The sequence below is a fragment of the Rhodanobacter sp. UC4451_H18 genome (assembly GCF_052978225.1).
The window spans coordinates 735,848-758,376 of record NZ_CM129663.1; the positions used below are offsets into that span (position 1 = coordinate 735,848).

The 22,529-nt window shown below is 67.8% G+C and carries 22 protein-coding genes; 12 read left to right on the forward strand and 10 right to left on the reverse strand.

What is annotated here, in order from left to right; all coding sequences use genetic code 11:
* Window positions 1-23: 23 nt before the first annotated feature.
* The 3 genes from sdhD to ACVCMG_RS03625 all read right to left on the reverse strand — a co-directional run bounded on the left by sdhD (window position 24) and on the right by ACVCMG_RS03625 (window position 1,077).
* Window positions 24-437: a succinate dehydrogenase, hydrophobic membrane anchor protein gene (sdhD, locus tag ACVCMG_RS03615; RefSeq protein ID WP_447105985.1), complete on the reverse strand. Its 414-nt coding sequence runs from the start codon at window positions 435-437 to the stop codon at window positions 24-26.
* Entirely contained in the window at window positions 434-829 is a 396-nt protein-coding gene (gene sdhC / locus ACVCMG_RS03620) for a succinate dehydrogenase, cytochrome b556 subunit (RefSeq protein ID WP_395117958.1), read from the reverse strand. The genes sdhD and sdhC overlap by 4 nt, the downstream gene beginning before the upstream one ends.
* Before the next feature lie 80 nt (window positions 830-909).
* A complete protein-coding gene (locus tag ACVCMG_RS03625) occupies window positions 910-1,077 on the reverse strand; it encodes a DUF1674 domain-containing protein (RefSeq protein WP_447114892.1) in 168 nt (55 codons plus the stop codon).
* Between the two features lie 131 nt (window positions 1,078-1,208).
* Here ACVCMG_RS03625 and ygfZ point away from each other — a divergent pair, with 131 nt between their 5' ends.
* Window positions 1,209-2,012, forward strand: coding sequence for a CAF17-like 4Fe-4S cluster assembly/insertion protein YgfZ (gene ygfZ / locus ACVCMG_RS03630; protein WP_447114893.1), 804 nt, complete (start codon window positions 1,209-1,211; stop codon window positions 2,010-2,012).
* 474 nt (window positions 2,013-2,486) lie between these two features.
* A complete protein-coding gene (locus ACVCMG_RS03635; protein ID WP_447114894.1) occupies window positions 2,487-2,921 on the forward strand; it encodes a cell wall hydrolase in 435 nt (144 codons plus the stop codon).
* Window positions 2,922-3,005: 84 nt separating this feature from the next.
* Here ACVCMG_RS03635 and ACVCMG_RS03640 read toward each other — a convergent pair whose 3' ends face one another.
* Window positions 3,006-3,422, reverse strand: coding sequence for a glycine zipper 2TM domain-containing protein (locus ACVCMG_RS03640; RefSeq protein ID WP_447114895.1), 417 nt, complete (start codon window positions 3,420-3,422; stop codon window positions 3,006-3,008).
* Between the two features lie 26 nt (window positions 3,423-3,448).
* A complete protein-coding gene (locus tag ACVCMG_RS03645) occupies window positions 3,449-4,027 on the reverse strand; it encodes a glycine zipper 2TM domain-containing protein (protein ID WP_395117948.1) in 579 nt (192 codons plus the stop codon).
* 172 nt (window positions 4,028-4,199) lie between these two features.
* On the opposite strand from ACVCMG_RS03645, the gene ACVCMG_RS03650 reads away from it, so the two are divergent.
* From ACVCMG_RS03650 to phbB, 7 genes are all read left to right on the forward strand, one after another.
* The gene (locus ACVCMG_RS03650; protein ID WP_447114896.1) at window positions 4,200-4,976 is read left to right on the forward strand and encodes a TatD family hydrolase; all 777 of its coding nucleotides are present in this window, start codon (window positions 4,200-4,202) and stop codon (window positions 4,974-4,976) included.
* A gap of 69 nt (window positions 4,977-5,045) precedes the next feature.
* Window positions 5,046-5,570: a MarR family winged helix-turn-helix transcriptional regulator gene (locus ACVCMG_RS03655; protein ID WP_447099119.1), complete on the forward strand. Its 525-nt coding sequence runs from the start codon at window positions 5,046-5,048 to the stop codon at window positions 5,568-5,570.
* Window positions 5,571-5,581: 11 nt separating this feature from the next.
* Complete coding sequence (locus ACVCMG_RS03660) at window positions 5,582-7,054, forward strand: efflux transporter outer membrane subunit (protein WP_447114897.1); 1,473 nt, start codon at window positions 5,582-5,584, stop codon at window positions 7,052-7,054.
* A complete protein-coding gene (locus ACVCMG_RS03665) occupies window positions 7,051-8,253 on the forward strand; it encodes an HlyD family secretion protein (RefSeq protein WP_447114898.1) in 1,203 nt (400 codons plus the stop codon). The genes ACVCMG_RS03660 and ACVCMG_RS03665 overlap by 4 nt, the downstream gene beginning before the upstream one ends.
* Window positions 8,254-8,262: 9 nt before the next feature.
* Window positions 8,263-9,816, forward strand: a complete 1,554-nt coding sequence (locus tag ACVCMG_RS03670; RefSeq protein ID WP_395117939.1) for a DHA2 family efflux MFS transporter permease subunit — start codon at window positions 8,263-8,265, stop codon at window positions 9,814-9,816.
* 89 nt (window positions 9,817-9,905) lie between these two features.
* On the forward strand, window positions 9,906-10,406 hold the full coding sequence (gene phaR / locus ACVCMG_RS03675) for a polyhydroxyalkanoate synthesis repressor PhaR (protein ID WP_395117937.1): 501 nt from the start codon (window positions 9,906-9,908) through the stop codon (window positions 10,404-10,406).
* 112 nt (window positions 10,407-10,518) lie between these two features.
* The gene (phbB, locus tag ACVCMG_RS03680) at window positions 10,519-11,280 is read left to right on the forward strand and encodes an acetoacetyl-CoA reductase (protein WP_395117935.1); all 762 of its coding nucleotides are present in this window, start codon (window positions 10,519-10,521) and stop codon (window positions 11,278-11,280) included.
* A 10-nt stretch (window positions 11,281-11,290) separates the two neighbouring features.
* Here phbB and ACVCMG_RS03685 read toward each other — a convergent pair whose 3' ends face one another.
* On the reverse strand, window positions 11,291-13,258 hold the full coding sequence (locus ACVCMG_RS03685; RefSeq protein ID WP_447114899.1) for a cytochrome c/FTR1 family iron permease: 1,968 nt from the start codon (window positions 13,256-13,258) through the stop codon (window positions 11,291-11,293).
* A 344-nt stretch (window positions 13,259-13,602) separates the two neighbouring features.
* Here ACVCMG_RS03685 and ACVCMG_RS03690 point away from each other — a divergent pair, with 344 nt between their 5' ends.
* From ACVCMG_RS03690 to ACVCMG_RS03700, 3 genes are all read left to right on the forward strand, one after another.
* Window positions 13,603-15,156, forward strand: a complete 1,554-nt coding sequence (locus ACVCMG_RS03690; protein WP_447114900.1) for a M4 family metallopeptidase — start codon at window positions 13,603-13,605, stop codon at window positions 15,154-15,156.
* A 165-nt stretch (window positions 15,157-15,321) separates the two neighbouring features.
* Window positions 15,322-16,725: an FAD-dependent oxidoreductase gene (locus ACVCMG_RS03695; protein ID WP_447105982.1), complete on the forward strand. Its 1,404-nt coding sequence runs from the start codon at window positions 15,322-15,324 to the stop codon at window positions 16,723-16,725.
* Window positions 16,718-17,125 carry a DUF3293 domain-containing protein gene (locus ACVCMG_RS03700; RefSeq protein WP_395117927.1) on the forward strand — a complete coding sequence of 136 codons (408 nt, stop codon included), beginning with the start codon at window positions 16,718-16,720 and terminating at the stop codon, window positions 17,123-17,125. Before ACVCMG_RS03695 ends, ACVCMG_RS03700 begins: the two co-directional genes overlap by 8 nt.
* Before the next feature lie 66 nt (window positions 17,126-17,191).
* Here the strand turns inward: ACVCMG_RS03700 and gspF are convergent, their stop codons facing one another.
* From gspF to ACVCMG_RS03720, 4 genes are read right to left on the reverse strand one after another with little or no spacing between them, the layout of a single operon-like run.
* Window positions 17,192-18,397, reverse strand: a complete 1,206-nt coding sequence (gene gspF / locus ACVCMG_RS03705) for a type II secretion system inner membrane protein GspF (protein ID WP_447114901.1) — start codon at window positions 18,395-18,397, stop codon at window positions 17,192-17,194.
* 4 nt (window positions 18,398-18,401) lie between these two features.
* Entirely contained in the window at window positions 18,402-19,877 is a 1,476-nt protein-coding gene (gspE, locus tag ACVCMG_RS03710; RefSeq protein WP_395117923.1) for a type II secretion system ATPase GspE, read from the reverse strand.
* A gap of 7 nt (window positions 19,878-19,884) precedes the next feature.
* Entirely contained in the window at window positions 19,885-21,984 is a 2,100-nt protein-coding gene (gene gspD / locus ACVCMG_RS03715; protein ID WP_447114902.1) for a type II secretion system secretin GspD, read from the reverse strand.
* A gap of 34 nt (window positions 21,985-22,018) precedes the next feature.
* Window positions 22,019-22,486, reverse strand: coding sequence for a type II secretion system protein N (locus tag ACVCMG_RS03720; protein WP_395117919.1), 468 nt, complete (start codon window positions 22,484-22,486; stop codon window positions 22,019-22,021).
* Window positions 22,487-22,529 lie beyond the last annotated feature (43 nt).

Consider the following 22,529-nt stretch of genomic DNA (forward strand, 5'->3'; position numbering starts at 1 on the left):
AATCCCGGCCTCGCGTTTTCGTCTCAGGGGGTCAGCGCCACGCGCAACACGGCCAGCACGCCAGCCAGTGCGCCCAGCACCGCGAGGAACTTGATCGCCACGAGCAGCACGACCTCCTTCCAGCGGGTGTGCACGTAATCCTCGACCACCACCTGCAAGCCCAGCACGGCATGCCAGAACATGGTCAGCACGAACACCATCAGCAGCAGCGCATTCCACGGCTTGGCCACCGTCGCGCGCGCCGCCGCGTAATCCGCGTGCAGCAGGCCGAGCACGGTGATCACGAACCAGATGCCCAGCACCACCAGCGCGGCCGCAGTCAACCGCTGCACCCACCAGTGCTCCACGCCGGATTTCGCCGAACCGAGTCCGCGGGCGAGTTTCATCGGATTGCGCAGCTGGCTGCGCACGTCGTCGGTTCCCACACGCAGGTTCATGCCGCACCTCCGGCCATCATTACCCAGGCCCAGGTCGCAGCGGTCAGCACGATGCTGCCGGCCACCGACAGCCAGCTCGAACGCACGAACTGGGGAATCTCGTAACCGAGTCCGGCATCCTGGATCAGGTGCCGGATGCCGTTGCAGAGGTGATAGAACAGCGCCCAGCTCCAGCCGAACAGCAGCACCATCCCGACCGGGCTGCCGATGATGCCCTTGAAGCGGTTGAAGCTATCTTCGCCGGCGGCAAGCTGCAGCAGGCCGCAGACCACCAGCAAGCCGCCGACCGCGAGGGCGATGCCGGTGGCGCGATGCGTGATGGAGGTCATCATCTGCACCTGCTTGCGGTAGATCTGCAGATGCGGGGAAAGCGGTCGTTGCTTCTCTGCCATGGCGGCTATCCTCTGTGGAATCGCTGATATCCCTGCTGCATTCGCCCCTTGATGCCGCGCCCCGTGCCGGGCGCTCCCGCTCAGAAGTCGATGCAGCGCCCGTTCTTTTCCCAGTCGCCGTAGCGCGTGGGGTCCGGAGCGGGGCGCTCGACGACTGCCTTGTCGGGCGGCGGATCGGCCGGCTTGGCGGTCGTCTCCGGCTCGACTGGGGCAGGCGTGGTTTCGATGGGAACTGAGGTATTGGACATGGTGTTTGTCAGCCGCTGAAGATTAGTACTTGCCCCCAGACAGCACAACCATCGGCCCGCGGACACCGCACTGTGTCACCGCGATGCCGCTCACTTGCGCAATGGCGCGACTGCCCCCAACTCCCTGCACCATGCACGCATCCCCGATCGCCGAAACACTGTTGCTAGAAGGTCCCGATGCAGCCGCATTTGCGCATGCGCAATTCAGCAGCAAGGTGGATGGCCTCGCCGTGGGCTGCTGGCAATTCAGCGCATGGCTGGATGCGAAGGGCCGGGTCCGCGCACTGTTCCATTTGGCGCGACTGGAGCAACAACGCTATCTGCTGCTGCTGCGCGGTGGCGATGCCGCGGCGATGGTCGAAGCACTGCAACGATTCGTATTTCGCTCCCGACTCCGGTTGACCGCACTGCCGGCGCGCAGTTTGACCACCGGCCCCATGCAAGCGTTGCATGCCGTGACGATGGAAGGCGATGCCGTCTCACTGGGTTGCGGCTCGCATGCGCTACACGTTTCCACGACCGATTCCACGGACGACGCATGGCGCGCGCTGCAGTTGCGCGACGGTTGGCCGTGGCTGCCGGCGTCGACGCTCGGAACGTCGTTGCCCGCTGCGCTGTCGCTGCAGCGGCTCGACGCGGTGGCTGTCGACAAGGGCTGTTATCCCGGCCAGGAAATCGTGGCGCGACTGCATTTTCGCGGTGGCCACAAGCGCCACCTGCACCGCGGCACGACGTCGCAGCCGGTGCAGGCCGGCGACGCGTTGCGCATCGACGATCGCGAGGTCGGTTGCGTGCTGGATGTCGTTGACGGCGACGGCGCGTCCGACGTGCTGCTGGTGCTGGATGACGACATTGCCGCACAACTTCGCGCAGGCGCTACGCCATCATTCCAGCGTGCACTTGCATTGACGCTGCAGGAGTCATGGTCCGCATGAACGTGACATGCAAACGCGCGGGGATTTTTCCGCGATGGCACTTGTCAACGACACGTGAGTGCAAGTTAAATCCGCCCATCGCGGCACTTGCCAGCGGCGCTTCCCGCCACTAGGCTCCGCCGATCGAATATCGCGGCACCCGGTACACGGGGTGTCGATTGACGCGACGAACCGGATGAATCCGTATCGGCGCGACCCGGCAGCAGCAACGCCGGATGAGAGCAGGCCTTGCCATCCTTCGAGGCAAAGCCGCCGGAAGCAACGCGACGCCCATGACGGCGCCGTTCCCGGCACAACCCTTCCGGCCGGCTTCGCAGAGCCGCTCGAATCGCCACAATCCCGTGGCAAAGCGCCTTGGCCACAAGTTTCGGCCCGGGCGGCAGATCCAGGTGGAACGGCCTGCCCGCCCGTCCACCGCAACGGCGCAAGAAGCTGAAACCCGGCTTCGCGCGTACAGCACGCTGGAGGCAGAACATGAAACTTTCCCTGCTGTTGTGGCTGACGACACTGATGCCCCAGCCGGTAGCTGACCAGGCCTGCCTGGCCACGACCGTCTATCTCGAAGCACGCAGCCAGCCCACCGACGGCCAGTGGGCGGTGGCCGAGGTGGCGCTGCGCCGACGTGATCGCGGGCACTACGGCGATACCGTGTGCAAAGTGGTCACGGCACCGCACCAGTTCGCCACAACCACCACGTCCGGATCATTCGAGATCAGCAACCTGTCCGCCTTCGTGAAGGCGTGGGACGTTGCCGGAAACTCGATCCACAACTGGCAGCTGCCGCTGGCGCAGCGTCGCATGCTGGTGCCGCACGCCGACCACTTCGCCACCACCGCCATCTCACCTTCGTGGTCGCACAACCGCCCCAGCGTGACGATCGGCGACCACGCCTTCTACGCAGTGAACTGAGCGGAAGGTATCGCAGACACAGAAAAGGCCACCTTCCGGTGGCCTTTTCTTTTGGACGTCCAGACGTCCGTATGTCAAGGACGATCAGCGCGGGTAGACGTGATCGCCGCGCACCTCGACGTAGTCGCCCTGGCGCAGGCCGGGGTTCTCGCGCTGGGTCACGGTGGCGTAGCGTCCGTCGTCCAGACGGACAACGATGCGCCAGGCCACCTTGTCGGCACCGCTGCGCTTGCCGACCTGGTTGCCGACCACGCCGCCGGCCACCGCGCCGATGATCGCACCCAGCGTGCCACCGTTGCCGCTGTTCTCCAGATACACCTGCTGGACCTCCTGCACCACGCCGCAGGTGTTGCAGCGAACCGGCTGGTTGCCGTAAGCCGACGACTGGCCTCCGTAGTAGCCGTTGTTGCTGTTGCCGTAAGGCTGGGTCGCGCAACCGGCGAGGGCGAGGCCCGTCGTCATCGATGCGGCCAGTGCAAGTTTTGCAATGCGTGCAGTCATCAGGTGCTCCTGTGGGGTGAATGAGCTCAATGAGCGTCGGATACCACGGTCACGCCTTCCTTCACCTCAACGCGATCACCGGGGTCGTGATCCATGCGGACCGTACGGGTGACGCCGTCGTAGACGTAGCGGACGTCGTAGCCCACGATCTTGCTGCTAGTGTTGTTGACCGTGTCGCAGCGGCGTTCGACGCTGGTGGTGACCTGCCCCTTCTGGTGCGCCGCCTCGATCCGGTTGCCGGCGTAGCCGCCGCCGACCGCGCCGGCCACGGTGGCCAGTGTCTTGCCCTTGCCGCCGCCGACCTGGTTGCCGACCAGGCCGCCGACCACCGCGCCGATCGCCGTGCCAGCGATGCGATGCTGGTCCTTCGGCGGTGCGGTGTGCGTGACGGTCTCGTCATGGCAGACCTGCTTGGGGTTGTTCACCGTCGTGCGCACCGGGTCGACGGAGACGACCTTGCCGTACTTCACCCCGGCATCGGCGCTCGCGGCCATGCCGTCCGCACCGGTCGAGCCGGCGTCCGCACTGCGGTTGCAGGCAGATACTCCCGTCACCAGCGCCGCGGCGATCGCCGCCTTGAGTACATTGACCATCAACGTGTTCATCACTTCCTACTCCTCTGTTTGAGCGCAGCCTACCGCCCGGGATGTGCAGCGGACGTAACAACCTGCGCAGTCAATTGAACCGATGCCAGACTGAATCGCAGCTAGCTCGAAGTTATGACATGGTTTTCACGCACTTGCCGTGCAGTCGCGCCCACATTCACGGATCTTCCCCATGCAACTGCTCATCGACAGCCACGTGCATCTCGACCTGGAGGCGTTCGAGGCCGACCGCGCCGCGGTCATCGCGCGTGCCGAAGCGGCCGGCGTTGGCCAACTGGTGGTCCCGGCCACCGACGCCGAAAGCTGGCCGCGCATCCATGCCCTGTGCGACGACCGACCCGGCATCCATCCCGCCTATGGCCTGCATCCGCTGTTCATGGACCGCCATCGGCCCGAGCACCTGGAGCGCCTCGGCGACTGGCTGGGCGATCACCCCGCGGTCGCCGTGGGCGAGATCGGCCTGGACTACCACGGCGCGGGGTCCGATCGCGACCTGCAGCAACGCTTCTTCGAAATCCAGCTGCGGCTGGCGCGCGAACTCGATCTGCCGGTCATCGTGCACGCACGCCAGGCACTGGAAGAGGTGAGCCTGAGCCTGCGCCGCTGCCCCAGCGCGCGCGGCGTGGTGCACAGCTTCTCCGGCAGCGAACAACAGGCAGCAAAGCTCTGGGACATCGGCTTCCACCTGGGCATCGGTGGCCCGGTGACCTACGAACGCGCGCAGCGCCTGCGGCGCATCGTTGCCGCCATGCCGATCCAGTTCCTGCTGCTGGAAAGCGACGCGCCGGACCAGCCCGACGCCGGCCACCGCGGCCAACGCAACGAACCGGCGCGACTGGTCGAGATCCTGCGCTGCGTGGCCGAGCTGCGCGGCGAGAGCGAGCAGCACGTGGCGCAAGCCACCTCCGCCAATGCCCGCCGCCTGTTCGGCCTCGACCGGAACCCGTGACAATTGTCACTTGCCCCGGGCCATCGGCGCCTGCTAATTTACTTCACTGGTGAATTATAAATCAGTGAAATGGCGACTCTCGCAAATTGCATCGCGATGATGGACGAAGGCATCGACCGGGTCGGCCAGCTCGTCCCGCAAATGCCCGTGGCGGAAGCGCGGATGTGCCGGCTCATGCTGATGCTCGGCGCCACCATCGACCGCGAGCTGGAGGCGAAGCTCAAGCCGAACAAGCTCAACCACAGCGAGTTCCTGACCCTGATGATCCTGTACAGCCGGCCGGACGGCAGTTCCACGCCGGGCGAGCTGTGCGAGTTCACCACCCAGGGCGCCACCAACATGACGCGCATCGCCAATGCGCTGGTCAAGCGCGCCCTGATCACCCGCGGCAGCAGCAAGGAGGATCGCCGCCGCGTACTGATCCGCATCACCCCTGCCGGCCGGCGCTTCGTGCAGAAGATGCTGCCGCCGATGTTCCCGCAGGTGGGCGCCATGTTCGGCGGCTTCAGCGCCGGCGACATGCGTCAGTTCGACCGGCTGCTGCGCAAGCTCGCCGCCAATCTCGACCAGTTGGGCGAACAGCGCCTGCCATGAAGGATTCCCGCATGAAGCACGCCTTGCCGGGCGGACGCGCGATGCTCGCCGCCCTGATTGCCCTGACCCTGGCCGCCTGCGCTGCACCGGCCAGGCTGCTCTCACCCGACCTGCGTGCCGACGTGCCGCTGGCCGGGCTGCAGGCGCCCGAGCGCGCCGGCTGGCCCGCGGCGCAGTGGTGGCGGCAATACCACGATCCGCAGCTGGACAACCTGATGGATAGCGCCACCCGCCAGTCGCCGGACCTCGCGGTGGCGCAGAGCCGAGTGGCCCAGGCGGAGCAGTCGGCGAGGCTGGCAGCGGCGCAGCTCGGGCTGTCGGTGAACGGCAGCGCACAGGTGGCGCGGCAACGGCTGAGCGACCACGGGCTGATCCCGAGCCAGTTCCTCGGCCTCAGCTGGTACAACCAGGCCGACCTCGGTGCGCAGCTCAAATACGACTTCGACTGGTGGGGCAAGAAGCGCGCCACGCTGGAAGCAGCGCTCGACCAGGCGCACGCGGCCGAAGCGCAGCGCAGCGCTGCGGCGCTGGCACTGCAATACGCCGTGGCCGATACCTACTTCGGCTGGCAGGCCGACCAGGCGCGCCTGCAGTTGGCCGATCAAGCGCTCGCCACGCAGCAGCAGTTCAGCCGCATCGCCGATCTGCGCGTCAAGCAGGGCGTGGACTTGCCGGACGAAGCGCAGAAGGCGCGCGCGCAACTGGCCGCCGTGCAGGAAATGCGCGTGGCGCTGGAAGGCTCGGCGAAGATCCGCCGCGTGTCGCTCGCCTCGCTGCTCGGCGTGGCACCGGAACAGCTGCCCGAGCTGCAGCCGCGACCGCTGCCGCGCGTCGACGAGGGCATTCCCGCCAACGCCGCGCTGGACCTGATCGCGCGCCGCCCGGACATCGCCGCCAGCCGCTGGCAGGTCGAAGCCGCGCTGCGCCAGACCGACGCCGCCCGCGCCGAGTTCTTCCCGGATTTCAGCATCAGCGCGATGGCCGGGTTGTCGAGCATCGACCTGGGCAAGCTGTTCACCGCCGGCAGCCGCACGTTCTCGCTGGCCCCGGCGCTGCACTTGCCGATCTTCAATGGCGGCGCGCTGAAGGCGAACTACGGTGTGAGCCAGGCCCAGCTCGACGCGGCAATCGCGCAGTACGACAGCACGGTGCTGGGTGCCGCCCGTGAAGTCGCCACGCAGGCGCTCGGCGCACAACAGATCGCCGCGCGGCGCGTGGTCCAGCGCACCCGCGTGGATGCGCAGCGGCAACTGCTGGCCAACGCGCAGGCGCGCGCCGCCCAGGGCGTGCGCGACGCCCGCGAGAGCCTGGTGGCCAAGGCGCAATGGCTGCAGCAGCGCGACGCGGCCGTGCAGTTGCAGGCGCAAGCCGTGGCGACCGACCTCGCGCTGGTCAAGGCGCTGGGTGGCGGCTATCGCGACGCCTCCGCCGCCGACCGCAACGCCGATGCCACCTCTTCCGTTACCGCTGGAGCCCGCCCATGAGCACCACTGAAACCGACCGGTCGTCTGTCGACGCCAACGACAGCGGCATGGCCGCGAAGGACCCGGCCAAGCGTCGGCGCGCGCTGCTGATCGTGGCCGCCGCGTTCATCCTCGCCGGGCTCGCCTGGTTCGCGCTGTGGTTCTTCGTGTTCTCCACCCGGGTCAAGACCGACAACGCCTACGTCGGCGGCAACCAGGTGGCCATCTCGGCCCAGGTGCCCGGCACGGTGGTGGCGATCCTCGCCGACGACACCCAGCGCGTCGAAGCCGGCCAGGTGCTGGTACGGCTGGACCCCACCGACGCCAAGGTGCGCCTGGAACAGGCACGCAGCGCACTGGCCCAGGCCGTGCGCGGCGTGCGCCAGCAAACCAGTTCGGCCAGCAGCGCCGACGCCCAGGTCGACGCAGCCAGGCTCGCGCTGCAGAAGGCCGACGCCGACCTCAAACGCCACCTGCCGCTGCTGGCAGCGCACGCCGAATCGCCGGAAATCGTGCAGCACCTGCGCGACGGCGTGGCGCAGGCGCGCGCCGCGCTGGCCGGCGCGCAGGCCCAGGCAGCCGCGGCGCATGCGGCAATCGAAGGCACCGACGTGGCGCGCAACCCGGGCGTCATGCAGGCCCGCGCGAATTTCAGCGCCGCGTGGATCGCCGCCCAGCGCAACGCGATCTACGCACCGGTCTCCGGCTACGTGGCGCAGCGCAGCGTGCAGTTGGGCAACAGCGTGCAGCCCGGGCAGCAATTGATGACGGTGGTGCCACTGCACGATCTGTGGGTGGAGGCCAACTTCAAGGAAAGCCAGTTGCGCCACATCCGCATCGGCCAGCCGGCGACGGTCGTCTCCGATCTCTACGGCGACGACTCGGTGTTCCACGGCAAGGTGATCGGCCTGGGCGCCGGCACCGGCAGCGTGTTCTCTCTGCTGCCGGCGCAGAACGCCACCGGCAACTGGATCAAGGTGGTGCAGCGCGTGCCGGTGCGCATCTCGCTGGACAACGCCGAGCTGGACAAGCATCCGCTGCGGGTGGGCCTGTCCAGCGAGGTCACCATCGACATCACCGACGACAAGGGCAGCGTGCTGGCCGCCACCCCGGCGCAGCAGCCGGTGGCGCAGACCGACGTCTATACCCAGATGGCCGCCAAGGCCGACGCCGAGGCCGAGCAGGTCATCCGCGCCAACCTGCCGCGCGACGCCCGCTGAGTCGAGCCGATGGCCGCCACGCCCGACGACACCACGCCCCTGAAGCCGCTGCAAGGCGGCGCCCTGGTCCTGCTGACCATCGCGGTCGCCTTCAGCACCTTCATGGAAGTGCTGGACATGACCATCGTCAACGTCTCGGTGCCGCACATCGCCGGCAGCCTCGGCGTGAGTCCCAGCGAGGGCACCTGGACGATCAGCTCCTACGCGCTGGCCAGCGCGATCATGCAGCCGCTGACCGGCTGGCTGGCGCGACGCTTCGGCGAGGTGCGCACCTTCATCAGCTCGGTGACGCTGTTCGTGCTGTTCTCGATGCTCTGCGGCATGGCTACCAGCATGCCGATGCTGGTGATCTGCCGCCTGCTGCAGGGCGCGGGCTCCGGCCCGATGGTGGCGCTGTCGCTGGCCCTGCTGCTGTCGAGCTACCCGAAGGCGAAACAGGGCATGGCGCTGGCGCTGTGGGCAATGACGGTAGTGGTGGCGCCGATCTTCGGCCCGATCCTCGGCGGCTGGCTGACCGACAATTTCTCGTGGCCGTGGATCTTCTACATCAACGTGCCGGTGGGTGCGCTGGCCGCGTTGATTACCTGGGCGCTGCTGCACAAACGCGAGACGAAAACCTTCAAGATGCCGATCGACGTGATCGGGCTGGTGCTGCTGGTGGTCGGCGTGGGCGCGCTGCAGTTCATGCTGGACAACGGCAACGACCACGACTGGTTCGCCTCGCCGATGATCCTGACCCTGGGCATCATCGCGCTGGTCTGCCTCACCTTCCTGATCGTGTGGGAGCTGCACGCCAGACATCCGGTGGTCGAACTGGCGCTGTTCAAGCGGCGCAACTTCACCGTGGCCGTGGTGGCGCTGTCGCTGGGCATGATGGCGTTCTTCGGCATCAATGTGGTGTTTCCGCTGTGGCTGCAGATCGACCTCGGCTACACCGCCACCTGGGCCGGCCTGGCCAGCGCGCCGGTGGGCGTGCTGGCGTTCCTGATGGCACCGGTGATCGGCGCCAACATCCAGCGGCTGGAGCTGCGCGCGGTGGTGACGTTCGCCTTCATCGTGTTCGCGGTGACCTCGTTCTGGTTCGCCAGCTTCGACAGCTCCGCCTCGTTCGGCACCCTGGTGCTGCCGCGCTTCGTGATGGGCATCGGCATCGCCTGCTTCTTCATCCCGCTCAACCAGATGTACCTGTCCGGCCTGAACCCGGACCAGGTCGCCAGCGCCTCGGGCCTGGCCAACTTCTGCCGCACGCTGGCGTCGAGCGTCTCGACCGCGGCCACGGTGACGCTGTGGCAGCATCGCGGCGAATACCACCATGCCGTGCTGACCGAACACATCACGCCGGCGGCGCCCGCCGCGACCAGTTTCCTGCAGCACCTGGAGCACGGCGGCTTTTCCATGCGGCAGGGGCTGGATGTGGTCGACCAGTTGATCACCCGCGAGGCGCTGACCTTGTCGGTCAATGACGTCTACCTCGTTTGCGCCGTGCTGTTCCTCGCCATGATCCCGCTGCTGTGGCTGGCGCGCCCGCCGTTCGGCAATGCCGGCGGTGCCCCGGGGCACTGAAACAGGCGGATTTGCTGCGCCCGGATGCCGCAGCATGAAACGGCGGCGCCGACTGGTGCGCCGCAATATCTTCTGCTAGCTTGTGGCGCATGGCACAAAACAAACGCATCATCAAGAAGTACCCGAACCGGCGTCTCTACGACACCGAGATCTCCAGCTACATCACGCTGGAGGAAGTCCGCCAGCTGGTGCTGGACAACGAGGATTTCGAGGTCCGCGACGCCAAGAGCGGCGAGGATCTGACCCGTTCGGTGCTGCTGCAGATCATCTCCGAGCACGAGGACAAGGGGCAGCCGATGCTGTCGCCGCAGTTGCTCAGCCAGATCATCCGCTTCTACGGCGACTCGCTGCAGGGCTTCATGGGCCCCTATCTGGAGCGCAGCCTGCAGGTGTTCCTCGACCAGCAGACCCAGTTCCGCAGCCAGCTCAACAACCTCATGGGGCAAACCCCCTGGAACACGCTGAACGACCTGACCGAGCGCAACATGGCGGCGTTCCAGGCAATGCAGCGCGGGCTGATGGACACCGCCGCCAAGGTGATGCCGACCCCGCCGCCGGCCGGCACGCGCAGCGGCAAGAAGCCCGGCTGAATCCCGCGCGCCGCGACGGCCCCGCTCCGTCGCCGGCGCCCCAACCTTTCCCGGACGCTGCAGCACAACATGTGCTGCCACGCAGCGTGAGCCGGCCAGCGAAGCGATCCCGATGAATCAGACCGACACTCCACGACGCGTTGCCATCGTCACCGGCGGCATCGGCGGATTGGGCACCGAAATCTGCCGCCACCTTGCCCGCGCCGGGCGCCAGGTGGTGGCGCTCGATCTGGCTGCGCGCACCGAACGGGTCGCCGCCTTCCACCACGAACTCTCCGAATTCGGTGGCGCGGTCGAGTTCGCACCGCTCGACGTCAGCGATTTCGAAAGTTGCCGGCAGGCGCTCGCGCAGGTCGAAAACCGCCACGGCAGCGTCGACATCGTGGTCAACGCCGCCGGCATCACCCGCGACGCCAGCCTGCGCAAGATGAGCCCGCAGCAATGGCACGAGCTGATGCAGGTGAATCTGGACGGCGTGTTCAACATCTGCCGCCACGTGGTCGACGGCATGAGCGCGCGCGGCTTCGGTCGCATCGTCAACATCAGCTCGGTCAACGGACAGACCGGCCAGTTCGGCCAGACCAACTACTCGGCAGCCAAGGCCGGCGTGCATGGCTTCAGCATGGCGCTGGCGCGCGAGACCGCGCGCAAGGGCATCACCGTCAACACCGTCTCGCCCGGCTACTGCGACACGCCGATGGTGGCGGCCGTGCCCGACGACATCCGCGCCCAGATCATCGCCGGCATTCCGGTCGGCCGGCTCGGCTCGCCGGCGGACATCGCCCGCGCCGTGGCTTTCCTCGCCGCCGACGACGCCGGCTACATCACCGGCGCCAACCTGCCGGTGAACGGCGGTTACTTCATGAGCTTCTGAGCGTCCCGGCTCAACCCGCGTTGCGGGCGGCAGCAAGTGCCTGCCGCCGCGCCAGCCACACGCCGCCGGCGGTCAGCGCCAGCGCCAACGCCTGGGCCAGCAGGCCCTGCAGCGTCGGGTGAATGCCCAGCAACGGGATCGAGACGAACGACACGGCGTCGGCGCCGACCACGCCGGCCTCCTGCAAGGCGGCAATGCCGTTGCCGGCAAACACCACCGCCAGCAGCGCCAGCAAGGCCGAGGTCGCAGTGAAGAACGGCCCGATCGGCAGGCGCACGCTGTACTTCAGGATCGCCCAGGCCACCAGCGCCAGCAGCAGCGCCGCCGTGAGCATGCCGGCGATCACGTAGTGCTGCCCCTCGCTGCCCACCTGCACCCACAGGGTCTGGTAGAACAGCACGATCTCGAACAGCTCGCGGTACACGGCCAGGAACGCCACGCCGGCCATCGCCCACAAGGTGCCCTTGCCCAGCGCGGCATTCACCCGCGTGCGGATGAACGCGCTCCATGCCTGCGCGTACGATTTGCTGTGCAGCCAGTAGCCGACGTACAGCAGCATCGCCGCGGCGATCAGCGCGGTGACGCCCTCGGTGACCTCGCGATTGGCGCCGGAGATCGCCAGCAGATAGCTCGATACCACCCACGTCGCCGTGCCCAGCAGCACCGCCGCCATCCAGCCGAAGTGGATGTACGGCATCGCATCGCGGCGCCCGGTCTTGTGCACGAACGCGATGATCGCCGCCAGCACCAGGATGGCCTCCAGACCCTCGCGCAGCAGGATCAGCAGCGCGCTGAGGAAGGCCGTCAGCGGCGACAGCTCGCCCGCCGCAAGCTCCTGTTCGGCACGGTCGAGCAGGCCGTCGATGCGCTTGACCTGCGCGGCGACCTCAGCCACCGGCGGCCCCTGGGCGATGGTCGTGCGCAAGGCCATCATCCGGGTCTCCACCTCGCGCCGCAGCGGGGCGTCGACGTTGTCCAGGCTGGCCTCGACCAGTTCGAAACCTTCCAGGTAGGCACCGATGGCCAGTTGCCGCGCCATGTCGCGATCGCCGCGGCGATAGGCGTCGAGGCTGGCGTCGAGCTTGTCGCGGGTGGTTGCCATCGGCGTGGGTGCCGCGGCCTGGATCGACGCCGGATGGGCGGCCAGGTAAGCCTGCACTGCCACCAGTTGCGCGCCTTCGCGCTGCGCCACGTCATTCGGCGCCCGCGTCACCAGGTCGCCGAAGTCCTTGAACTGCGCCTTGCCGATGCCTTGCTGCCAAGCCGTGGCCCCGGCCTGCAACTGCGCGGGCGTGGCGCGCAGGCCGGCGACGTAGAACGCGAGTGACCAGCGCTCGGCCTCGGACAGTTCCGGGAACGGCCGCATCGGCGTGCCGGCCACGCCCAGCGTGATGGTGTTGTACAGCCCGTAGATGCTGCGCGCATCCATCCTTGCCGCATCGTGGAAATTGCTGGGCACCGGATCGAGCCCGGCTGCCAGCACGCCGTCGCCATGGCCGCTGACGCCGTGGCAGGCGGCGCAATCGGCGGCATACAGGCGCGCACCCGCGGCAAGGTCCGGCGCCTGCCGAGGCGCCACGCTCAGCTGCCAGACGCGGATGATGTCCCAACGCAACGCATTGGCCGCCGCGGCCACCGCCTTGCCATCGGTCTTCGTCGCGATCGCCGCGCGCAGGGCCTGCGCCTTGCCCACCAGTTCCGCCTGCCCCGTCTGTGCCGGCAACTGCTGCAGCAACGCCAGCGACTGCGTGGCGAATTCGAGCTGCTCGGCGTACTCGCTCTGGTCGAGCACCTTGCCGTCGCGCACGAACTGGGGGTAGTCCACGCTGATGTAATCGAGCATGTGCACGATCGTCTGCGCCTTGTCCGCGGCAGGCGCGGGTGCGGCTGCCGTCGCCGTGGCCGCGACGACGAGCATGCCCAGGCCCAGCAACCAGGCAAGGCAGAACGAAGATGGACGACGACAATGCGTATGCATGGCGAAGCGGATTCCAGGCAGCGCCCGGCCAGGGGCGACGGAAAAACGGAAGGCGCCATTGTCGCGAATGAGCGCATCAACTGCAAATGAGAATGATTCACGCAGATGCCGTATCCCTTGCACCTCGGCGGCCGCGCTGACCCGGCCGAAACTTCCTGCGTCGCGACGCCGCGTCCGTGCGGCCCTGGAACCCGGTCATTGACCGGAAATGGCAAGAAGTCGTAGTTTCCTGCGATCCGGTCGCCGTCTGTCCTGGGGGGGACTCCTCGCGCACCGGACTGCAAGACGCACCGGCAGGGAAACCTGCCGGGCGTCTTTTCAAATCACGAGGAGGGGAACCACTGATGATGCAAAAACCACTTGCCGCGGCGCTGCTGGGCGCCATCGGCCTGACCGTCATGTCCGATGCCGGCGCAGCAACGCACGCACGCGTGCAGGCGCCATCCATGGGCAAGCTCGCGCCCGCCGCCCTGGCCAACCGCATCGGCCTGGATGCCGACGCCGCGCTGTCGCCGCGACTGCAGGCACGCACCACCCACGGCACCGTGAAAACCCGCGAACAGCAGACGTTCCGCGGCATACCGGTATACGGTCGCCAGGTCGTGGTGGAACGTGACGGCAGCGGCAACGTGCTCGGCGTCAGCGGCGAGATTTCCCGCGGCATCGGCCACGACATCGCCTCGGTCGCCCCCGCCATCAACGGCACTCGCGCCATCGGCCTGCTGCGCGCGCACGCCGGCCTGTTGCCGCTCGGCATCGGCGTCAACGGCATTCGCGACAGCGACATCCAGAACGCGAAGAGCGATCTGTACGTCTACGCCGAGGGCAACCGCGCCCGTCTCGCCTATCTCACCTCGTTCTTCGTCGATCGCAGCGGTCAGCCGACGCGCCCGATGGCGATCATCGACGCCAACACCGGGGAAGTGATCGAGTCCTGGGACGGCCTCACCACCAAGGGCAAGCCGGGCGGCGGCGGTGGCGGCAGCACCGGCACGCCGGCACTGGCCACCGGCGCCGGCGGCAACCAGAAGACCGGCCAGTATTTCTACGGCACCGACTATGCGGCGCTTGCCGTCACCCAGTCCGGTTCCACTTGCTACATGCAGAACCCGGACGTGAAGACCAACAACATGGCGAAAAGCACGCGCACGGGCACGCTGTGGAGCTTCATCTGCCCGAACAGCAGCGGCGATGCCGTGAACGGGGCCTATTCGCCGATCAACGACGCACACCATTTCGGCAGCGTCGTGCACGACATGTACAACAACTGGCTCGGCGCGCCGCCGCTGAGCTTCTCGCTGGTGATGAACGTGCACTACGGCCGCAACTACGAGAACGCGTTCTGGAACGGCTCGTCGATGAACTTCGGCGACGGCGCCAGCTACTTCTATCCGCTGACCTCGCTGGACGTCACCAGCCACGAAATCAGCCACGGCTTCACCGAGCAGAACTCCGGCCTGCAGTATTCCGGCCAGTCCGGCGGCATGAACGAGGCGTTCTCGGACATGGCAGGCGAAGCGGCCGAGTACTTCGACCGCGGCCACAACGACTGGCTGGTGGGCGCGGAGATCATCAAGAACGGCACCGCGCTGCGCTGGATGTGCACGCCGAAGCTGGACGGCGCCTCGATCGACAACGCGGCGAACTACACCAGCTCGCTGGACGTGCACTATTCCAGCGGTGTCTACAACAAGGCGTTCTGCACGCTGGCCAAGTCGTCCAACTGGAACACCAGGAAGGCCTTCGAAGTCTTCGCGCACGCCAACGCGATGTACTGGTCGGCCACCTCCACGTTCAACGCCGGTGCCTGCGGCGTGGAGAACGCGGCGGACGACTACGGCTACTCGCGCAGCGACGTGGTGGCGGCATTCAATGCCGTCGGCGTGACCTGCCAGTAGGCAACCGGCAAGCCTGCCGTTGAACGAGGGCCGGTCCGCAAGGGCCGGCCCTTCTCGTTGCCGCGACAGCCTGCCGGAGGCATGCCGGCACGAAACGGACGATCCGGGATTGCAGTCGCGCGGCGCTTGCGGAACAGTGTGCGGATTCCTTCTCCGGACCGCAGCATGGCGCAGCAACCCATCACCCTCATCGGCGGCGGCCTGGTCGGCGCCTTGCTGGCGCAGCAGTTGGCCCGGCGCGGTTTCGCCGTCGACGTCTTCGAAAAGCGCCCCGATCCGCGACTGAGCGGTTTCCTGGGTGGTCGCTCGATCAACCTGGCGCTGGCCGAGCGCGGCCTGCAGGCGCTGCGCACGGCCGGCCTGGCCGACGACGTGCTGCAGCGCGCGGTGATGATGCGCGGGCGCATGGTGCACGACCGCGATGGCAACAGCGGCCTGCAGCGCTACGGCGTGGACGACAGCGAGGTGATCTGGTCGGTCTCGCGCGGCGCGCTGAACATGCTGCTGCTGGATGCGGCCGAGGCGGCCGGCGTGCGCTTTCATTTCGGCCAGTCGCTGGTCGGCGCCGACTTCGGGCGTCAGCGCATCCGGCTCGCCGATGAGGCGGGCGTGCAGCGTGAACTGGATGCCGGGCTGCTGGTCGGCGCCGACGGCGCCGGCTCCGCGGTGCGCGCGGCGATGAACGCGCAGGCGCCGCTGGGCGAGCGGATCGAGTCGCTCGGCCACGGCTACAAGGAACTGGAGATCCCGCCAGCCGGCGAGTTGCCGGCCGCGGTGCTGCAGCACAGCGGCGGCCGCGACCAGTTCGCGCTGGAGCCGCACGCGCTGCACATCTGGCCGCGCGGCGGCTACATGTGCATCGCGCTGCCGAATACCGAGGGCAGCTTCACCGTCACCCTGTTCCTGCCGGCGCAGGGCGCCGCGCCGAGCTTCGCCACCCTGCCCGACGCCACGGCCGCGGGCGCATTCTTCCGCGAGCAGTTCCCGGGCCTGCTGCCGCTGATCCCGCGCTTCGGAGAGGATTTCGACAGCCACCCGGTCGGCACGCTGTCCACGCTGTACCTCGAGCGCTGGCACCTGGACGGCCGCGCGCTGCTGCTCGGCGACGCGGCGCACGCGATCGTGCCGTTCCACGGCCAGGGCATGAACTGCGGCTTCGAGGACACCGTGGTGCTCGCGGACCTGCTGGCCGGGGCGCCGGACGACAGCGCCGACGTGTTCGCCGAATTCCAGCGCGTGCGCCAGCCGAACGCCGACGCGATCGCCGCGATGGCGGTGGAGAACTACATCGAGATGCGCGACTCGGTGGCCGATCCGCACTACCTGGCCAAGCGCGAACTCGGCGCGAAGCTGGCCGAGCGCATTCCCGGCCACTACATGGCGCGCTATCGCCTGGTGACGTTCACCCACGTGCCCTACGCCTACGCGCTTGCACGCGGCCGCGCACAGGATGAACTGCTGGAACAATTGCTGCGCGACACGCCCCGGGTTGCGGACATCGACCTGGACGCCGCGGCGAGTCTGTTGCGCTCCCGCCTGCCGCCGCTGCCGCCACTGCGCCATGGATGAATCGCTGCTTGCCGCCTTCCGCGCCACTCGTTACCTGGTCTGCCTCGACCCTGTGGAATGGGCCGATATCCGCATCGACCAGCCGTTGCCGGTTGCGCTGCACGCGCTGGTCGGTGCCCAGGCCTGGGGGTTCATCACGGCGTGGAACCCGCGCGGCGAACCGCGCGACCTGGCGGACAACCTCGCTGCGCAGGAGCAGCTGTTCGCCGCATTGCGCGAATGGCCGGGGGCGGCGATCCGTCCGGGGATCGGCATCGGCACCAGCGGCTGGCATGAGCCCAGCCTGTTCGTGACCGGTCCCGACCGGGCGACGCTGGACGCGCTGGCCCGTCGCCACGAGCAACTGGCCTACCTTCACGGCCGCGCCGACGGTACGGCCCGCTTGCGCGTAATGGAATGACGCGTCCGCACGCGCCCGTCGACCCGACACCAGGAGAGGTGGGCGGGATCAGGGACCACATGCATTTCAATGCACCAGCTGGTTGATTTCCATGATCGGCAGCAGGATAGCCAGCACGATCATCAGCACGACGCCGCCCATGACCAGGATCATCATCGGTTCGAGCAACGTCAGCAGAACCGCCAGACGTCGTTCGAGAGCCTGCATTTCGAGCTGTGCGGCGCGTTCGAGCATGTGTTCCAGTTTGCCGCTGGCTTCGCCGCTGCCGACCAGGTGGATCATCAGCGGTGGAAAGACATGCGCGGCATCCAGCGCGCGTGTCAGCGTATCGCCTTCGCGCACGCGCTCAATGGCAGCCTTGATGCCGCCTTGCATGACCAGGTTGGACATGGCTTGCGCACCGTAGTCGAGTGCCGCGAGCAAGGGCACGCCACCGCCGACGAGGATGGCCAGCGTACTGGCGAAGCGCGAGGCATTCAGACTCCGAATGACCGATCCGAGCCAGGGCAAGCGCAACGCCAGAGCGTGCCAGCGGCGCCGGTGGCGCTCGCGCTGGAGAACGGCCCGCACGCCGACTGCGGCGCAGAGGCCGATGACGACGAGGCAAGGCCCCGCTCCGCGCAGGAAATCCGAGACCGCAATCAGCCCCCGGGTGAGCAGCGGCAGGCTCTGTCGGGACTGCTGGAAAACCTGCACGATCTGCGGCACGACGTAGACCAGCAATCCGGCAACCACGCAGATCGCCACGAAGGTGACCAGCGCCGGATACAGCAGGGCGAGACTGGTCTTCTGGCGCAGCGCCTGACGCGCCTCCAGGTAGTCGGCAAGGTGTTGCAGCACGTCCGGCAACGCGCCCGATTCCTCGCCACCGCGCACCAGCGCGCGGTAATAACCGGGGAAATCCCGCCCGTAGCTGCCCATGGCGCCGGCGAGCGACAGGCCAGCGGTGACCTCGGCCTTGACGCCACCAAGTACTTCCCGCGTCTTCGGCGCCGGAACCTCCTCGATCAGCGCGGCCAATGCATGCTCCATCGTGAGGCCGGAAGCGAGCAGCGTGGCCAGCTGGCGGGTGAGCAGGCTCAGTTCGGCCGCAGGGATGCCGCGTGACCAGGGCGGCGCCGCGCGCTCCCGGTTGCGAACACGCTCGACGCGCTCCGGATACAAGCCCCGGGTGCGCAACTGGGTGCGGGCCTGACGCGGTGAATCCGCCTGCACCAGGCCGGACCTGGGATGACCGGCGGCATCGAGTGCCCGGTAACGGAACGCCTCCATGGTGCTACCGCTCGCGGGTGACGCGCAGCACTTCCTCCAGGCTCACCGTGCCTTCGGCGGCCAGTCGCATGCCGTCGTCGCGCAGCGAACCCATGCCATGCGCGCCGGCGTGTTCGCGCAGCGTCTGCTCGTCCACCCGGTCGTGGATGAGCTTGCGGAGCTCGTCATCGACCGTGAGCCATTCGTAGATGCCGGTACGGCCCTTGTAGCCGGAGCGGTTGCACGCAGGGCAACCGACCGCCGCATGGAAATTGCCCGGTGCAGACGCCAGACCGAGGCTGCGCAACTGCATGGCATCGGCTGCCAGTGGCACACGACATTCCACGCAGAGCTTGCGCACCAGGCGCTGGGCGCCGATGCCGATCAGGCTGGACGCAAGCAGAAAGGGCTCGACGCCCATGTCGACCAGCCTGGTGACGGCGCTCACCGCGTCGTTCGTATGCAGCGTGGTGAGCACCAGATGCCCGGTGAGGCTGGCCTGGATCGCGATCTGCGCGCTCTCCAGGTCGCGGATTTCGCCGATCATGATCACGTCCGGGTCCTGGCGAAGGATGGTGCGCAGGGCACGCGCGAAGCTCATGTCGACGCGGCTGTTGGTCTGCGTCTGGTTGATGCCGTCGAGGTCGTACTCGATCGGATCCTCGACGGTCATGATGTTGAGCGCCTTGGGATCCAGCCGCGACAGCGCGGCATACAGCGTGGTGGTCTTGCCGGAACCCGTGGGACCGGTCACCAGGATGATGCCGTGCGGCTCGCGGATCAGCGCGTCCACTTGCGCGAGGGTGGGCGGGTCCATGCCCAGCCGGGACAGTTCGAGCCGGCCGGCCTGCTTGTCCAGCAGGCGCAGCACGACACGCTCGCCGTGGCCGGTCGGGATCGTCGACACCCGCACGTCGATCGGCTTGCCGGCGGCGCGCAGCGCGATGCGGCCGTCCTGCGGCAGGCGTTTCTCGGCGATATCGAGCTGCGCCATGATCTTCACGCGCGACACGATGGCCGTATGCAGCGCGCGTGCGGGCTCGATCAGATCGCGCAACGTACCGTCGATGCGCAGCCGAACCACCGAGCGCGACTCGAACGGTTCGATGTGGATGTCCGAAGCGCCTTCGCGCAACGCCTGGGTCAGCAAGGCGTTGATCAGGCGGATCAGCGGCGCGTCGTTCTGGCTGTCCAGCAGGTCCTCGACGCGCGGTATTTCCTGCAGCAACCGGGACAGATCCATGTCTTGTGCGAGGTCGTCCGCCAGCGCAGCCGCGCCTTCGTCGGCGCCGTTGTACAAGGTGGCGATGCGCTCGTCGAACTCGCCTGTGCCGACGCGCTGCGCACGAATGGGCACGCCGAGTGCGCGTCGCAGCTCGGCCAGCGCGCCAGCCGACGCGCCATGGCGCACGACGACTTCGGCGACACCGTCGCCAAGTCCGGTGACGGCGATGCCGTTGGCCTTGGCGAAGGCATACGGCACGGGCGGCTTCGTCAGCATCCCGCGATCACCGCCGATTGTCCTGGCCGGCCGATGCCGGCGGCAGGGGTGGCAACAGTGGCGAAGGATCGTTGCCGCGCACTGCGCCGCGAGTCGGCTCGGCGTGGATCTGCTGACCACGGATGTAGTCGTAGCGTTCGCCGGTCAAGGCACCCGCCCCCTGTGCGTCACGCAGGACGGTCGGGCGCAGGAATACCATCAGATTGGTCTTGGTACGCGAGTGGTTGTTGTAGCGGAACAGGCCGCCGAGCAACGGCAGACTGCCCAGCAGCGGAACCTTGGCTACGCCGCCGTTGACGGAATCCTGCATCAGCCCGCCGAGCACGATGATCTGTCCGTCGTCGACCAGAACAGTCGACTCGATCGAGCGCGTGTTGGTGATGACCCCGGCGGGATTGGCGGTGTCGGCAATGCTCGAAACCTCCTGGTAGATCTGCAGGCGCACGACTCCGCCTTCGGATATCTGCGGGCGAATCCTCAGGGTCAGCCCGACATCCTTGCGCTCGATGGTCTGGAACGGCGACGGCGTGGTTGCCGCACCCGAAACTGCGTACTGGCCGGTGATGAACGGGACGTTCTGGCCAACCACGATCTTCGCCTCCTCGTTGTCGAGGGTGAGCAGGGTCGGCGTCGACAGGATGTTGGCGTTGCTGTCCGTTTCCAGTGCACGCGCGAGCAGGCCGAGGTTGAGGACCTGAACGCCACCCACCGTCACGCTGCCGTGCACCGTGCCGATGTTCAGCCCGGGGCCGGCGCTGGCCTGGTTCTGCGCGATGCCGATGATGTTCCGCCCCGCCCCGCCGAAGTTGGTGCCGCCGAACACATGCGTACCCGACTCGCCGATGCCGCCGAGGTCTTGCCACTGGATGCCGAACTCGCCGGCCTTGTTCGCCGTAAGCTCGACCACGAGCGCCTCGACATAGACCTGCAGCCGCCGCGCATCGAGTTTTTCCACCACCGCGCGCAGGTTGTTGTAGACCGCATCGGGCGCCGTGATGATGATCGAGTTGGTGGCGGCGTCCGCCTGGATGATGCCTGGCACGGTTGCAGCTTGCGGCATGGCGTCTCCCGTCGCCGGCATGCCGCCGCCGCCCGATGCCGCCTGCGCGCCGCCGCCGATGGCAACACCGGCAGTCGCATTCGGCGACACCGCCTCGGCTGGCGCCGCCGCGCCGGATATCTGTCCCGGCGATGATGCGCTGCCGGAGTAGATGCCGCGCAAGGTCTCCGCGAGCTGCACGGCCTCGGCGTTCTTCAGGTAGACGACGTGAACGTTGCCGGCGGCACTGGTCGGGGAGTCGAGCAGTGCGGCGAATTTCCGGACCTGGGCAAGTCGCGCCGGATCGGCCGCGCGCACCAGCAGGCTGTTGGAGCGGGCATCGGCGATGACTGCCACGCGCTGGGTCGGGTCCGTTCCCTGCAGCGTCTGCAACGCCTGCGGCGCTGCCGCAAACAGATTGTTGATGGTCCGCGCTGCGTCCAGCGCGGAAGCATGCTGCAGGACAATCATCGTCGCGCCGGCCTCGTCCGGCTGGTCGACGGCGGCAATGATGCCCGCCAGCCGTTCGAGGTTGCTGGCGTAGTCGGTGATGACCAGCGAGTTGCTGTCCTGCAGCGCGGTGATGGTGTTGTTCGGCGCCACCAGGGGACGCAGCGTAGGCACCAGTTGCACCGCCGACTGATGCGCCAGGGCAAACACCCGCGTCTGCAGTCCGTCGCTGCCGGGGTGTCGGCTCGACTGGACGTTGCTGTGCTGCTTGGCGTCCGCCTCCGGCAGGATCTTGACCAGGCCGTGGTCCTCCACCGCCGCGAAACCTTGCAGGCGCAAGGCCGACAGGAATACCTCGTACACGGTATCGCGTGCCACCGGCCGCGCCGAGATGATGTTGACGGTGCCCTTGACGCGCGGATCAAGCACGAAGTTCTTGCCGGTGACTTCCGCCATCGCCTTCACCACACCCTCGATGTCCGCATCGACGAAATTGAGCGTGACGGTCTTGACCGGCGCCGGACTTTCCGCCGCCTGTGCCATCGCGCGCAACGCCGGAACGTACGCGCAGGACAAGGCCACGGCCACGATGGCCGCTTGCAGCGTGTGCTGGTTCATGGCTGCCCGCAGGGGGAAGTTGACCCATGGCGTTTCATCGGGAAGTGCTCGTGGTGGTGGCAGGGGCTTGGGAGGGGTGTGGCCAGGCCAGCGTTTCGCGCGATCCGTTGCGCTGCAGGATCACCTGCTGGGGAAGTACCTTCTCGAGCCGGATGCCCGGCGCGAGATACTCGCCGGCACGGGCCAGTCGGGTTTTCTTCGCATCGAGTTGCAGCAGCGCGTAGCCGGCGCCCTGCGGCTCGGCAGCCATGACGCCCAGCAGCCTGATCGCCAGCCCGGACGGCACCTCGGCCTGCGCATCGGCGGGCAGCCGGCCAAACAGGTTGCCGGCAGCAGCGAGGCGATCGGCCGGCCCGGAAATCTCCATGGCCCGCGGCAGCGGTGCCGGCGCGCACCACGCCCAGGTCCAGTACGCCAGCACGAGACCGAGCAACGACAGCGCGCCGGCTTTCGATGCAGCGCCGAGCGCCGTTCGCGCAAGATTCGATCGTCCGGACAACATGCCTTTGTTCCCTCTGCCTGCACGGGTTGGATGGTCGCGGGGA